The organism is Arenimonas sp. MALMAid1274 (assembly GCF_049195245.1).
Taxonomy (GTDB): domain Bacteria; phylum Pseudomonadota; class Gammaproteobacteria; order Xanthomonadales; family Xanthomonadaceae; genus Arenimonas.
This window is the reverse complement of the sequence record NZ_JBMIRR010000026.1, coordinates 178498-192533: the sequence shown is the minus strand read 5'-3', so window position 1 is coordinate 192533 and position 14036 is coordinate 178498. Positions and strand designations below refer to the sequence as shown.

General features: G+C 71.0%; 13 protein-coding genes. 9 read left to right on the top strand and 4 right to left on the bottom strand.

Going from position 1 to position 14036, the window contains the following annotated elements; genetic code table 11:
• The first annotated feature begins 48 nt into the window (after positions 1-48).
• Entirely contained in the window at positions 49-1167 is a 1119-nt protein-coding gene (locus ACOQFR_RS07270; protein WP_421380162.1) for a glycoside hydrolase family 5 protein, read from the top strand.
• Between the two features lie 101 nt (positions 1168-1268).
• Here the strand turns inward: ACOQFR_RS07270 and ACOQFR_RS07265 are convergent, their stop codons facing one another.
• Positions 1269-2570 (bottom strand): sugar MFS transporter, encoded by a 1302-nt coding sequence (locus ACOQFR_RS07265; protein ID WP_421380160.1) that lies wholly within the window; start codon positions 2568-2570, stop codon positions 1269-1271.
• A gap of 140 nt (positions 2571-2710) precedes the next feature.
• On the opposite strand from ACOQFR_RS07265, the gene ACOQFR_RS07260 reads away from it, so the two are divergent.
• The 3 genes from ACOQFR_RS07260 to ACOQFR_RS07250 are packed head-to-tail and all read left to right on the top strand — an operon-like array spanning position 2711 to position 5820.
• Positions 2711-3718 carry a LacI family DNA-binding transcriptional regulator gene (locus ACOQFR_RS07260; protein WP_421380158.1) on the top strand — a complete coding sequence of 336 codons (1008 nt, stop codon included), beginning with the start codon at positions 2711-2713 and terminating at the stop codon, positions 3716-3718.
• Complete coding sequence (locus tag ACOQFR_RS07255) at positions 3715-4824, top strand: LacI family DNA-binding transcriptional regulator (protein WP_421380156.1); 1110 nt, start codon at positions 3715-3717, stop codon at positions 4822-4824. Before ACOQFR_RS07260 ends, ACOQFR_RS07255 begins: the two co-directional genes overlap by 4 nt.
• A 3-nt stretch (positions 4825-4827) precedes the next feature.
• Positions 4828-5820 carry an NAD-dependent epimerase/dehydratase family protein gene (locus ACOQFR_RS07250; RefSeq protein ID WP_421380153.1) on the top strand — a complete coding sequence of 331 codons (993 nt, stop codon included), beginning with the start codon at positions 4828-4830 and terminating at the stop codon, positions 5818-5820.
• On the opposite strand, the gene ACOQFR_RS07245 is transcribed toward ACOQFR_RS07250, so the two are convergent.
• Genes ACOQFR_RS07245 through ACOQFR_RS07235 form a run of 3 tightly spaced genes read right to left on the bottom strand, consistent with a single transcriptional unit; the run spans position 5799 to position 10799 of the window.
• Positions 5799-8417 (bottom strand): EAL domain-containing protein, encoded by a 2619-nt coding sequence (locus ACOQFR_RS07245; RefSeq protein WP_421380151.1) that lies wholly within the window; start codon positions 8415-8417, stop codon positions 5799-5801. The genes ACOQFR_RS07250 and ACOQFR_RS07245 overlap by 22 nt on opposite strands.
• Before the next feature lie 43 nt (positions 8418-8460).
• Positions 8461-9975: an ATP-binding cassette domain-containing protein gene (locus ACOQFR_RS07240; RefSeq protein ID WP_421380149.1), complete on the bottom strand. Its 1515-nt coding sequence runs from the start codon at positions 9973-9975 to the stop codon at positions 8461-8463.
• Positions 9972-10799 (bottom strand): ABC transporter permease, encoded by an 828-nt coding sequence (locus ACOQFR_RS07235; protein ID WP_421380147.1) that lies wholly within the window; start codon positions 10797-10799, stop codon positions 9972-9974. The genes ACOQFR_RS07240 and ACOQFR_RS07235 overlap by 4 nt, the downstream gene beginning before the upstream one ends.
• Positions 10800-10880: 81 nt before the next feature.
• On the opposite strand from ACOQFR_RS07235, the gene hemB reads away from it, so the two are divergent.
• From hemB to ACOQFR_RS07210, 5 genes are read left to right on the top strand one after another with little or no spacing between them, the layout of a single operon-like run.
• Positions 10881-11870, top strand: a complete 990-nt coding sequence (gene hemB, locus ACOQFR_RS07230; protein ID WP_421380145.1) for a porphobilinogen synthase — start codon at positions 10881-10883, stop codon at positions 11868-11870.
• 1 nt (position 11871) lies between these two features.
• Complete coding sequence (gene aroE, locus ACOQFR_RS07225; protein WP_421380143.1) at positions 11872-12714, top strand: shikimate dehydrogenase; 843 nt, start codon at positions 11872-11874, stop codon at positions 12712-12714.
• A complete protein-coding gene (locus ACOQFR_RS07220) occupies positions 12714-12995 on the top strand; it encodes a YkgJ family cysteine cluster protein (protein ID WP_421380141.1) in 282 nt (93 codons plus the stop codon). Before aroE ends, ACOQFR_RS07220 begins: the two co-directional genes overlap by 1 nt.
• Positions 12992-13222 (top strand): hypothetical protein, encoded by a 231-nt coding sequence (locus ACOQFR_RS07215; protein WP_421380139.1) that lies wholly within the window; start codon positions 12992-12994, stop codon positions 13220-13222. The genes ACOQFR_RS07220 and ACOQFR_RS07215 overlap by 4 nt, the downstream gene beginning before the upstream one ends.
• Positions 13219-14034, top strand: a complete 816-nt coding sequence (locus tag ACOQFR_RS07210; RefSeq protein ID WP_421380137.1) for a hypothetical protein — start codon at positions 13219-13221, stop codon at positions 14032-14034. The genes ACOQFR_RS07215 and ACOQFR_RS07210 overlap by 4 nt, the downstream gene beginning before the upstream one ends.
• The last annotated feature ends 2 nt before the right edge of the window (positions 14035-14036 follow it).

The following is a 14036-nucleotide window of genomic DNA, read 5'->3' as shown; positions in this document are numbered from 1 at the left end:
GCCCGCCTGGCACTCCCACCCGACGTCCCCCTGAAGGAAACCAGCGCAATGAACCGTCTGCTGCCCTCGCTCACGCACGGCCTGCTGGCCGTCCTGCTGCTCCTGGCCGCCCCGGCCGCATACGCGCAGGCGGAGGCCCCGGTGATCGCCGATCCGGCGGTCTATCCGAACATCGGCCGCTTCGATGCCCGCCAGCTCGCGCGCGAACAGGATGTCATCCGCATCCAGGGCAACCGCTTCATCGACGAGGCGGGCAAGACCTTCACCTTCCGCGGCGTGAGCATTGCCGACCCGGACAAGCTGGCGACGGAGGGCCAGTGGAAGCAGAGCCTGTTCCAGGAGGTCAAGGACTGGGGCGCCAACACCATCCGGCTGCCGGTTCACCCGCGCGCCTGGCGCAGCCGCGGCCAGGCGGAATACTTCCGTCTGCTCGACCAGGCCGTGGTCTGGGCCAACGCGCTGGACCTGTACCTGATCATCGACTGGCACTCCATCGGCGCCCTGGCCAGCGGCAACTACCAGCACCCCATGTATGTCACCGACCGGCAGGAGACCCTGCGGTTCTGGCACGACATCGCCTTCCGCTACCAGGACGTGCCCACCACGGCGCTGTATGAACTCTTCAACGAGCCGACCACACTGAAGGATCCGTGGGGCGAGCGCGAATGGGACCAGTGGAAGGCGCTCAACGAGCAGATCATCGACGTCATCCGCGCGGTGGACGATGACGCGATTGCCGTCGTCGCCGGCTTCGACTGGGCGTACGACCTGACGCCCTTGCGCCGTGCCCCGGTCGATCGCGCCGGGATCGCCTACGCCTGCCATCCCTACCCGCAGAAGGAGCAGCCGGACCCGGCGACCGAGGAACGGTACTTCGCGCTCTGGGAAGAAAAATGGGGCTTTGCCAGCAAGACCTATCCGCTGGTCTGCACCGAGCTGGGCTGGGTGCAGCCCGGCGGCTACGGCGCGCATGTGCCGGTGAAGGACGACGGCCGCTACGGCCCCCGCATCGTCGAGTTCATGGAAAGCCGCGGCATTTCCTGGACCGCCTGGGCGTTTGATCCGCAGTGGTCGCCCACGCTGATCAACAACTGGAACTTCGAGCCGTCCGAACAGGGCGCGTTCTTCAAGCGCGTGATGCAGCAGAAGGCGGCGGCCCCGGAGTGAGGACCCCGCGCGTGCGCGGGGCTGAGCCTTGGCGCGGCGGGCCTGGCACCGCCCCGCAGCGCAGCGCGCGCGGGGCGAGGCGGGGGAGGCAACCCGTCCGCTCAGGGCCGGGCCGGATCGCCCAGGAAAACGCGCGCGTAGCGCAGCCCGAAGTACAGGATGAAGCCGTAGCACAGCATCGGCACGACGAAGGAAGGCTGCAGGCCCACGTTGTCGGCCAGGTAGCCCTGCGCAAACGGCACCACGGCGCCGCCGACGATGGCCATGCACAGCACGCCGGACCCCTGGCCGGTGCGGGCCCCCAGCCCGTGCAGGGCGATGCTGAAGATGGTCGGGAACATGATCGAATTGAACAGGCCGACCGCCAGGATGGCCCACATCACCGCGCGCCCGCTGCCCAGCAGGGTGAACAGGATCAGCAGGATCGCGCCGCCCGCGCTTATCCCCAGCACCAGGCCGGGGCTGACCTTGCGCATCACCGCAAAGCCCAGGAAGCGGCCCACCATGGCCAGCCCCCAGTAGTAGGCGACGTAGTTGGCCGCGGTGGCGTGATCCAGGCCGGCCACGTCGGGTTCCGAGAGGAAGCTGACCAGGAAACTGCCGATGCTGACCTCGGCACCGACGTAGAGGAAGATCGCAACGGCGCCCAGCACCAGGTTGCGTCGGCTCAGCAGGGACGGGCCGCTGTCGGGTCCGCTCGCTGCGGCGGCGTGCTCGACGCGCGGCAGCCGGGCGAAGGCGAACACCACCGCCAGCAGCAACAGCGCACCGGCCAGCATCAGGTACGGGGTCTGGACGGTGGCAACTTCGGCCGCGCGATGGGCCGCGCGCTCGACCTCGGTCATGGCGGCCAGTTCGGCCTCGCTGACCAGGGCCACGCCGCCCAGGATCAGCAGGCCGCCGAACAGCGGCCCGACCGTGGTGCCCAGCGAGTTGAAGGCCTGGGTGAGGTTGAGGCGGCTGGAGGCCGTGCGCGGGTCCCCGATCAGGGTGACGAAAGGATTGGCCGCCACCTGCAGGATGGTGATGCCCGAGGCCAGCACGAACAGGGCCAGCAGGAACAGGCCATAGCCGCTGCTGGCCGCCGGATAGAACAGCGCGCAGCCGGTGGACGCGATCACCAGGCCGGCGACAGCGCCTCTCTGGTAGCCGATCCGGCGCACCAGTCCACCGGCCGGCAGCGAGACCACGAAGTAGGCGCCGAAGAAGCAGAACTGCACCAGCATCGCCTGCACGTAGGTCAGCGTGTAGACCGATTTCAGGTGCGGAATCAGCACGTCGTTGAGGGACGTCAGCATTCCCCACATGAAGAAAAGAATGGTAATGATCACCAGGGCGCGGACGTTCGACCCGCCTTGGGCCGTCGCCGTCGCCGGCATGCTGTGGACTGGACTGTGGCTCATGCGCGAACCCCTCCCCGGGCTCCGTCCGTTGCGGACGTGTCGCGGCATTGTGACCCCGTCCGGGGGCTGATGACAACGCTGTCAGCCGACCGGGTTTCGCTTATAGTTGAGCCTGGTTCCGAAGACCCGGAGAGGGGTGTATGGCGCGGGCGCGAATCGAGGACGTGGCCACGGCGGCGAGCGTTTCCATCAAGACGGTATCCCGGGTGCTTAACCGGGAAGCGAACGTGCGCCCGGAGACGCGCGAACGCGTGATGCAGGCGGTCAAGGCCCTGCGTTACACGCCGGACGCCTCCGCCCGGAGCCTGGCCGGCAACCGCTCGTTCAACATCGCGCTGCTCTACAACAACCCCTCCGACAACTACATGATGGGCGTGATCTCGGGCGTGCTCGAGGCCTGCGCCCAGGAGCAGTACCACCTGCTGCTGTGTCCGGCGGCGCTGGACGAAGCCGGCCTGCTCGAGGAAGTCGACAAGCTGGTCGCACGTTCGCGGCCCGACGGGCTGCTGCTCACGCCGCCGCTCACCGATTCCCCGGCCCTGCTCGCGCACCTCGCCGAACTGGCCATCCCGTTTGCCAGCATCTCCCCGCGCCGGCCGGAAGGCTGCGTGGGCGTGACCATGAACGAGCCGGCCGCCGCCGAGCAGATGGTCCGGCATCTGGTGTCGCTCGGACACCGCCGCATCGCGCACATCATCGGCCATCCGGCGCACGGCGCCAGCGGCTGGCGCCTGGACGGCTACCGCCGCGGCCTGGCCGCGGGCGGCTTGGCGATCGCCCCCGAACTGGAAGTGCCGGGCGAGTTCTCCTTCGAATCCGGCGTGGCCGCAGCCAGGCAGCTGCTCGATCTGCCCCAGCCTCCGACGGCGGTCTTCGCCGCGAACGACGACATGGCCGCCGGCGTCATCCACCTGGCGCACGAGCGCAACATCCGGATTCCGGCCGACCTCTCGGTCTGCGGCTTCGACGACACGCCGATCTCGCGCCAGCTCTTTCCCTCGCTCACCACCATCCATCAGCCCACCGACGAGATGGGGCGCATCGCCACGCATGCCCTGCTGGGTTTCGTCCGCAGCGGCGAACACACCGGGCTGCAGCACGTGACCCATACGCTGAAGGTCCGGAGCTCGACCGGACCGGCGCCGTGAGCCTGCCGGAGGCAAGCACCCGCACCGTCACGCCCCGCGACAGCGCGCGGCGGCAGGGCCTGCCGGGCAGTGGCGCGCAGTACACCTCGCTCGACATCGCGCTGCTGGCGGGCGTCTCGCAGTCGACCGTGTCGCGTGCGCTGAACGGCAACACCTGCGTCGGTGCCGCGACGCGACAGCGGATCAAGGAAATCGCCGCGGGCCTGGACTACCAGGTCGACCTGCGCGCCAGGCAGCTGCGCACGCGCAAGACCGGCGCCATGACCCTGCTGATGTTCGCCGGGCAGGACGCCGGCCATGCCGAACTCAACCCGTTCTATCTCGCGATGCTCGCGGGCCTCACGCTGGCGGCGCACCGCCGCGGCTACGACCTCATGGTGTCCCTGCAGCAACTGTCCGCGGACTGGCATGCGGATTACCTGCGCAGCCGGAAGTCGGACGGCCTCATCGTGCTCGGTTACGGCGACTTCCGGAGCCTGGAGCGGACGCTGCGGCACCTGGTGGCGCAGCAGACCCGCTTTGTCCGCTGGGGCAGCCTGCGCCGCGGACAGTGCGGGCTGTCGGTGGGCTGCGACAATGTCGCGGGCGCAGCCGCGGCGACGCGCCACCTGGTGGCCAACGGCCGGCGCGCCGTCGCCTTCCTCGGCGAGGTGTCCGCCAGCAGTCCCGAGTGCCGCGAACGACATCGCGGCTACACCCTGGCATTGCGCGAAGCGGGCCTGCCCGCCCACCCGGACCTGCGCGTCGACGCCGCGCTGGGCCACCCGCACGCGGGGGCCGAAGCCGTCAGCCAACTGCTCGCGCAGGGTCGGCGCTTCGATGCCATCGTCGGGGCCAGCGACCAGATCGCCATTTCCGCCGTCAGCGAACTGCACCGCCGCGGCCTGCGGGTTCCCGACGATGTCGCGGTGATCGGCTTCGACGACATTCCGCTGTCCGCACTCACCACGCCCGCCTTGAGCACCGTGCGCCAAGATCCGGTGCAGGCCGGCGAGCACCTGGTGGACCTGCTGGCGGCCACCATCGAAGGCCGCCCCGCCGAGAGCGTGGTGCTGGCGCCGCAGCTGGTGGTGCGCGAATCCTGCGGTGGTCTCCGGAGCTCCTGACCCATGCCCACCGTCCTGGTCACCGGCGCCACCGGCTTCCTCGGCCAGCACCTGCTGCGCGAACTGGTGGCCACCGGAGCCAGCGTGCGCGCGCTGTCGCGCTCGCCGGCGGGCGATGCGGCGGTGGCGGCGCTGGGCGCCTTGCCGGTGCGCGGCGACCTGGCCGACGCGGACGCACTGCGTACCGCCACGGCCGGCGTCGCCGCGGTGTTCCACACGGCCGCGGACACCAACAACTGGGGCCCGGGCGATGCGGCGCAGACGCGCACCAACGTGGGCGGCACGGCGCGGGTGCTGGAGGCGGCGCGCGCGGCCGGCGTGGCCACCTTCGTGCACACCTCCAGCGTCTCGGCCTATTCGCACCTGGTGCATGAAACCCTGCGCGAGGACGTCCCCCAGCGCGGCGCCGAATCCTGGATCAACTACGAGCGCACCAAGTACGCAGCCGAACGCCTGGTGCGCGAATCGGGCCTGCCCTTCCTGATCTTCCAGCCCTCGCACATCCTCGGCCCCGGCGATCGCAACAACTGGTCGCAGCTGATCCGCCTGGTCGATGCCGGCAGGCTGCCGGGCGTGCCGCCGGGCTCGGGCGCCTTTGCCGACGTGCGCGAGATCGCCCGCGCCCAGGTGCGCGCCTGGCAACAGCCGGCGCGCGACGAGGCCTGGCTGCTGGGCGGCGAACACGCCAGCTTCCTGGCCCTGATCGCCGAAGTGGGGCGCCAGCTGGGCAAGCCGGTACCGGCGCGGGCGATGCCCGCGGCCGCGCTGCGCGTCTACGCCCGCACGCTGGACCTGGTCTCGCGCCTCACGCGCCGCGCGCCCGCACTGACGCCGGTGGCGGCGACCTTCACCAGCCATCACCTGAAAGTGGATTCGTCGAAGGCCGAACGCGAACTGGGTTACCGCGGCACGCCGCTGCCCGGGCTGCTGGCCGACACCATTGCGTGGCTGCGCGAGGACGGCCTGCTGCCGCCTCAGGCTCCGTCCAGCCCGTAGCGCCGCAGGATCTCGGCGGCCGATGCGGGCCGCGAGAACAGATAGCCCTGGCCCAGGCTCAGGCCCAGCAGCCGCAGCTGGTAGCGCTGCTCTTCGGTCTCGATGCCTTCGGCGATCACTTCCAGCCCCAGCGAATCGGCCAGCAGCCGGATCGCGCGCACGATGGCCGTGCTGCCGCCGCTCTCGCCGCTGCGCAGCTCGGCCACGAAGCTCCGGTCGATCTTCAGCCCGTGCAGCGGGAAGCGGTGCAGGTAGGACAGCGACGAATAGCCCGTGCCGAAATCGTCCAGCAGGGTCAGCACGCCGGCGTCGCGCAGGCGGCCCAGGCAGGACTTCACTTCTTCGGGCTGCTCCAGCAGGGCGCCCTCGGTCACTTCCAGCCGCAGCGACGCCGGCAGCACGTCATTGCGCGCCATCATCTCCAGCAGGCGCTGGTCGAAGTCGGGCGCACGCAGGTGCCGCGGCGACACGTTGAGCGTGGTGTAGGCCTTGTTGGCCGACAGCCGCTTGATGTCGCGGCAGACCAGCTCGTAGATCTGCCAGTCCATCGGCTCCAGGCTGCCGGTTTCCTCGGCGATGCCGATGAAGTCGCCCGGCACGCTGAGCCCGCGCACCGGATGGTGCCAGCGCATCAGCGCCTCGAAGCCGACCAGGCCCCCGTCGGCCAGGCTGATGATGGGCTGGTAGTAGGGCTCGAACTCCTGGCGCTGCAGCGCGCGCCGAAGGTCGCCCTCCAGCTCCAGCAGCTTCAGCGCGGCCTCGTGCAGGTGTTCGTCGAACAGCGCATAACGCTGCCGGCCGGTGGCCTTGGCGCGGTACATGGCCACGTCGGCGTCGCGCAGCAGCTCTTCCGGGCTGCGGTAGCGGCCGTCCACCAGCGCGATGCCGATGCTGGCCGAGGTGTACAGCTCCTTTCCGGCGATGCGCATGGGCTCGGCCAGCGACTTGATCACGCGTTCGGCCACCGCCACCGCGTCCTCGGCGGTGTGGATGAAGTCGAGCACGATCGCGAACTCGTCGCCGCCCAGGCGCGCCACCATGTCCGGGTCGCGCACGCAGCGGCCGATGCGGCGCGCGGCTTCCTTCAGCAGCTCGTCGCCCACCAAGTGGCCGACCGAATCGTTGACCACCTTGAAGCGGTCCAGGTCCAGGAACAGCACCGCGAACAGCTGGGTGGGGTCGTAGCGGAAGCGCGACAGCGCCATGCCCATGCGCCCCAGCAGGTGGCTGCGGTTGGGCAGGCCGGTCAGCGTGTCGTGCATGGCCTCGTGCTTGAGCTTGTGCTCCATGCGCTCGCGCACCGAGATCTGGTCCAGCAGCTCGCGGTTGGCGTCGGCCAGCTCGCTGGTGCGCGAGGCCACGCGCTGCTCCAGTTCGGCATAGGCCTGGCGCAGGGAGTCGTGCGCCTGTCGGCGCTCCAGCGCCTGGCAGATGTGGAAGGACACGAAGCTGAGCAGCTCCTGGTCGCGTCGCGAGTACAGGTAATCGGGCGTGTAGCTCTGCACGGCCAGCACGCCGATCGAGCGCCCGCCCATCTGCAGCGGCACGCCCAGCCAGCACACCGAGGGCGTGCCGAAGCTCTGCACCACGCCCTGCGCCACCAGGTCGTGGATGCCGTCGCGGTCGGCCAGCAGCGGCTGGCCCGAGGCCAGCACGTATTCGGTCAGGCCCTTGGCCAGGCGGCGGCGCGGACGCTTCTGGTCGCGTTCGTCCACCGAGTAGGGGAACACCAGCTCCTGCCCGTCGTCGGTGAGCAGGGCGATGAAGAAATTGCGCGCGTCCAGCAGGTCGCTGACGATGCCGTGCACCTCGGCGTAGAACACCTCGATGCTCTCGCTGCGGCCGGCCTGCTCGGCGATGCGGAACAGCGCCGCCTGCAGGCGTTCGCTGCGCTCGCGCTCGGTCACCTGCTCGCGCAGTTCGCGCGTGCGCTCGTCCACGCGCCTCTCCAGTTCCTCCTGGGCGTCGCGGCGGGCCAGCGCGGTGAGGATGTGCTGGGCCACGTAGCCCAGCAGCACGCGGTCGTCCTCGGTGTAGCGCCATTCCGGGTCGTAGCTCTGCACCACCACGGCGCCGCGCACGATGCCCTCGTCCAGCATCGGCACGCCCATCCAGTCCTCGCTGTCCGGGCCCAGGGTTTCGTCGCGGGACACGCCCAGCTCGCGCCGCACCTGGTCGGACGGGCCCAGCACCGGCCGGCCGCGGCGGATCAGGGCCAGCGTGAGGCTGTTGCCCATCTCCGAGGCCGGCAGCTCCTCGCGCGGGTCGGGCGACACCGGGTCCAGGCTGTCGGCGAAATAGATGAAGCGCATCGTGTCGCTCTCGGGCGAGTAGCGCACGATGTAGAAGTTCTCGGCGTACATCAGCCGGCCCACGATCTCGTGCAGGCCGTGCAGCACGGTGGCGGTGTCCAGGTCGGAGCTGGCCAGGTCGGAGATCGCGAACAGCGCGCGCTGCAGGCGCTCGGCCTTGCCCAGCCGCTCCACGTCCACGCGCAGGCGCTGCACCTCGGCCGCCAGGCTGGCGGCATCGTCCGGGCGCGGCGCGGCGGGCCCGGTTGGCGATGGCTGTCCTGACGATAGCGTGCGTTGCGACATGGCGATTCCGAACTCCCCCTTCCCCGGGGACGGGCCGAGTGTATCAGCCGACCCGGGCCTCTCCGGGCAGCACCTCGCCGGTGGGGCCGCAGGCCACGATGCGGCCCCCGGCAATCACCGCGGTCCGTTCAGCCAGCGCGCGCGCCGCCGCGAAGTCGTGGGTGATGAACAGCAGGGCCAGCCCGCGCTCGCGCTTGAGCCGGGCCAGCAGGGCCAGGATGCCGGCGCGATGGTGCGCGTCCAGCGCCGACACCGCCTCATCGCAGACCAGCAGGTCGGGCTCGGTGGCCAGGGCGCGGGCGATGGCCACGCGCTGGCGCTGTCCGCCGGACAACTGGTGCGGGTTGCGCGCCACGAAGTCCGGGTCCAGGCCCACGGCTTCGAGCAGCGCGGCCGCGCGCGTGCGCCGCTGCGCCGCATCGCCCAGGCCGTGGATGCGCAGCGGCTCGCCCACCAGGTCGCCCACGCGCATGCGCGGATCCAGCGAGGCGTAGGGGTCCTGGAAAACCACGCCGATGCGTCGCCGCAGCTGGCGCAGGCGTCCGGGTCCGGCCTGCAGCAGGTCTTCGCCATCGAGCAGGATGCGTCCGCGTGCGCCACGCCCGGCCAGCCGCAGCAGTGCGCGGCCCAGCGTGCTCTTGCCGCTGCCGCTTTCGCCCACCAGGGCCAGGCATTCGCCGCGATGCAGTTCGAGCGAAGCCTCCTGCAGGGACGGCGCCGGCGCGCGCGGGTAGTGCACGCCCAGCGATTCGATCCGCAGCAGGCGCGGGCCCGGGGTCATCGGCGCGGGCGCGGGCAGGTGTTCGGCGGCCAGCAGCTCGCGCGTGTAGGCGTGGCGCGGCTGGGCGAAGACGGCGGCGGCTTCGCCATGCTCCACCAGGGCGCCGCGCTGAAGGATGGCCACGTGCTGCGCGTACGCCGCCACCAGCGGCAGGTCGTGGCTGACCAGCAGCACGGCCAGGCCCAGCTCGCGGCGCAGGCGGTCGATCATATCCAGCGACTCGCGCGCCAGCCGCGGATCCAGCGCCGAGGTGGGTTCATCGGCCAGCAGCAGCTTCGGTGCCCCGGCCAGGGCCAGGGCCAGCAGCACGCGCTGGCGCTGGCCGCCCGACAGCTGGTGCGGATGGCGATCGAGCAGCTGCGGCGGATCGGGCAGCTGCAGCGTTTCGAACAGCGCGATCGCTTCCCGGCGCGCGCCCGCGGCATCCAGCCCGCGCAGCGCGCGCAGGCTCTCGATCAGCTGGCCGCCGACGGTGCGCAGCGGATGCAGGCTGGCCTGCGGATCCTGCGGCATCCAGGCGATCGCGCGGCCGCGCAGCGCCCGGTGCTCGCGCGAGCCCAGCGCCATCGTGCGGCCGTCGAAATGCAGCTGGCCCTGCGCCCTCAGCCCGGGCGGCAGCAGGCCCAGCAGCGACAGCACCGTCAGGCTCTTGCCGCTGCCGCTTTCGCCCACCAGGCCCAGGCACTGGCCGGGCTGCAGGGAAAGGTCCAGTGGTCCCAGCAGCGGCTTGCCGGCGGCGTGAACCTGCAGGCCCTGCAGCTGCATCGGCGCGCTCATGCGCTGGCCCCGCGCACGTCCAGCCAGTCGCGCAGGCCATCGCCGAGGAACTGGAACGCGGCCAGCGTGGCCACCAGGAATCCGGCGGGGAACAGCAGGGTCCACGGCGCGGTGTCGAGTTCCTGGCTGCCCTCCTGCAGCAGGCTGCCCCAGCTGGCCGAGGGTTCGTCCACGCCCAGGCCCAGGAAGCCGAGGAAACTCTCGACCAGGATCGCCTGCGGCAGGATCAGGCCCAGGTACACCACCGCCAGCGGCATCAGGTTGGGCAGCAGGTGCCAGCGCAGCACCTGGTCGAAGCGTGCACCGGCCGCGCGCGCCGCCAGCACGAAGGGTGCTTCGCGCAGCCGTGCCGCTTCCGAGCGCACCACGCGCGCCAGGTCGATCCACACGTAGCCGCCGATCGCGGCCAGCAGCAGCCACAGCGAGCGGCCGAACAGGCTCAGCAGCAGGATCACGATCAGCAGGAAGGGCAGGGCCGACATCACGTCGAGCACGCGCACCATCGCGCGCTCGAGCCGACCGCCGGCGTAACCCGCCACCGCGCCGTAGACCAGGCCGATCACCAGCGCCACCAGCGTGGCCAGCGCGCCGATAGTCAGCGACAGGCGGCCGCCGGCCAGGGTGCGCGCCAGGATGTCGCGGCCGATCGCGTCGGTGCCGAACCAGTGGCCGCCGGCCAGGCTGGGCGCGGCCGACAGCGCGGTCCAGTCCGGCCGGTGCGGGTCGTGGCCAGGCAGCAGCAGGCCCAGCCAGCAGGCGGCCGCCAGCCCGGCAATCAGGGCCAGGCAGACGCGGGCGGAGCGGGGCAGCGGACGCGGGGACATGGCCGCATCTTAGCCGCCGCGTGCCGGCGCATCACGGCCACGGGCGTATCATGGCGGCTGGTCAACGATGGGCTTCCCGGCATGGCTTTTCCCTACACCCGCCCCCGGCGCATGCGGCGCGACGACTTCTCGCGGCGGCTGATGCGCGAGCATCGCCTGAGCGCCGACGACCTGATCCTGCCGGTGTTCATACATGAACTTTCCGGCCGCGCCGCCGTGGCCTCGATGCCGGGCGTGGAGCGCCTGTCCATCGACGAGCTGCTGCGCACGGCCGAGCAGGCGGTGTCGCTGAAGATCCCGGCGATCGTACTGTTCCCCGTCACCGCGCCCGAGGCGAAGTCGCTGGATGCGGCCGCGGCCTGGGACAGCGACGGCCTGGCGCAGCGGGCGATCCGCGCGCTCAAGCAGCGCTTCCCCGAGCTGGGCGTGATCACCGACGTCGCGCTCGATCCCTACACCACCCACGGCCAGGACGGCCTGGTGGACGACAGCGGCTACGTGGTGAACGACGAGACCGTGGACGCGCTGGTGCAGCAGGCGCTGTCGCATGCCGAGGCCGGCGCCGACGTGGTGGCGCCCAGCGACATGATGGACGGCCGCATCGGCGCGGTGCGCGAGGCGCTGGAGGAATCCGGCTTCCTCAACACCCGCATCCTGGCCTATTCGGCCAAGTACGCGTCCAGCTTCTACGGCCCGTTCCGCGACGCCGTCGGCAGCGCCGGCGCGCTGGGCAAGGGCAACAAGTACACCTACCAGATGGACCCGGCCAATTCCGACGAGGCCCTGCGCGAAGTGGGCCTGGACCTGGAGGAAGGCGCGGACATGGTGATGATCAAGCCGGGCCTGCCCTACCTGGACATCGTGCGGCGGGTGAAGGACCACTACGGCGCGCCCACGTTCGTTTACCAGGTCAGCGGCGAGTACGCGATGCTCAAGGCCGCCGCGCTCAACGGCTGGCTGGACGAGCGCGCCTGCGCGCTCGAGGCGCTGACCTCGATCAAGCGTGCCGGCGCCGACGGCGTGCTGACCTACTTCGCGCTCGACGCGGCGCGCTGGCTGAAGGAAGACTGACATGGGCGCCCGCTACGCCGTGTTCGGACACCCGGTGGCGCATTCGCTGTCGCCGCGCATCCACGCGGAGTTCGCGCGGCAGGTGGGCATTGCCATGGAGTACGTGGCCATCGATGCCACCGCCGAGGATTTCGCCGCGGCAATCAGCTCCTTCGCGGCCGTGGGTGGCCTGGGCGCCAACGTCACGCTGCCGCACAAGGAGCGCGCGCTGGCGCTGTGCGCGCACGCCAGCGAGCGCGCGCGCCGCGCCGGTGCCGCCAACACGCTGATCCGCGAAGGCAATGAATGGATCGGCGACAACACCGACGGCATCGGCCTGGTGCACGACCTGACCGAACGGCGACGGCTGGACCTGCGCGGCCGCCGCGTGCTGCTGCTCGGCGCCGGCGGCGCGGCGCGCGGCGTGGCGCCGGCGCTGCTGGATGCCGGCATCGCCGAGCTGTGGATCGTCAACCGCACGGCGGACAAGGCCGACGCGCTGTCGGATGCCCTGGGCGAGCCCGACCGCGTGCACACCCGCTACCCCGCCGACCTGCCCGACATCGGCGCCTTCGACATGATCATCAACGCCACGTCGGCGGGTCGCGACAGCGGCGGCCTGGCGCTGCCGTTTTCGCTGGCGGGCACGCGTTGCCTGGCGGTGGACCTGAGCTACGGCGAGGCGGCGATTTCCTTCCTGGCCTGGGCCGGCGCCGCGGGCTGCGAACACCGCTTCGATGGCCTGGGCATGCTGGTGGAGCAGGCCGCCGAAAGCTTCGCGCGCTGGCACGGCCAGCGGCCCGACACCGACCCGGTATTCGCGATGCTGAGCGCGAAGGCCGACGCGCTGCAGACCGCCGACTGATGGACTGCCGCGCCGGCTGCGGGGCCTGCTGCATCGCGCCCTCGATCAGCTCGCCGATTCCCGGCATGCCCTACGGCAAGCCGGCGGGCATGCCCTGCGTGCAGCTGGACGAACACTACGGCTGCCGGATCTTCGGCCAGCCCACGCGGCCGGCCGTTTGCGCCTCGCTGCGGCCTTCGGACACCATGTGCGGCACGCACCGCGACCACGCGATGGCCTACCTGGCGCGCCTGGAACACCTCACCAGCACGCCGGCGCCGCCGGCCCGGAGCCCCGCATGACCTCGGATTTCCTGATCGCCACCTTCTTCAACCTCGGCGTCAACATCGTGCAGACCCTGGTCGCGCTGGTGGTGGCGGTGCTGGGCCTGCAGTTCATCGACCGCAAGCTGCTCAAGCACATCGACATCGAGCAGGAGCTGCAGAAGGGCAACCTGGCCGTGTCCATCTTCGCCTCGACGATATTGCTGTTCGTCGCGGTGGTCACGGTGTTCGGCCTGCGCGGGTGAACCGCTCGCGCGGCATTTCGCCGCTGCTGTGGATGGGGCTGCTGGCCATGCTGTTCCTGGGCCTGCGCGCCTGCGGCGGCCCCGCCGTGGTGGATGCCGATGGCCAGCCGGTGGACCTGGGCGCGGTGGCGCCCGGCGAGCCAGGCGCGGATTTCGCGGCCCCGCCGCAGACGCGCCGCATCGCGCTGGAAAACGGCATGCAGATCCACGAAGGCCACGTCGCCGATGCGCTGCGCGCGGCCGGCCAGCACGAGCAGTGGTCGGCGTTCTCGTGGCTGTTCAACGACGTCACGGTCACCACCGTCGCGCCTGGCCTCGACCGCCGGCACCATTTCGCCAACGCCTACCTGGTCGGCTACGTGCCCTATGAAAAGGTGGACGCGTGGGTACCGCTGTACGCGCTGTCGCGCAGCAAGACCTACCAGTTCGACCACGACCAGTACCCGGGCGCGCCCGAACTCTGGCAGACCTCGCGCGAGGCCTTCTTCTATCCCAACGGCGACTGCGAGGACCACGCGATCGCGCTGGCCGACTGGCTGATCGGCCTGGGCCACGACGCACGCGTGGTGATCGGCAAGGTGAAAGGCGAGGGCCACGCCTGGGTGGTGATCCACGACGGCGCGCGCACCTACCTGCTGGAGGCCACCGACAAGCGGCCCGGCCAGGCGCTGCCGCTGGCGATGAATCATCCCGAGTACCAGCCCGAGGCGATGTTCAATCGCGAGACGTATTGGGTGAATGCGGGGAGCGTGCTGACCACGGATTACCGGGGGGCGCAGTGGCAGGTGCGGTCGCGCTTCAGGCGGGGCTGAAA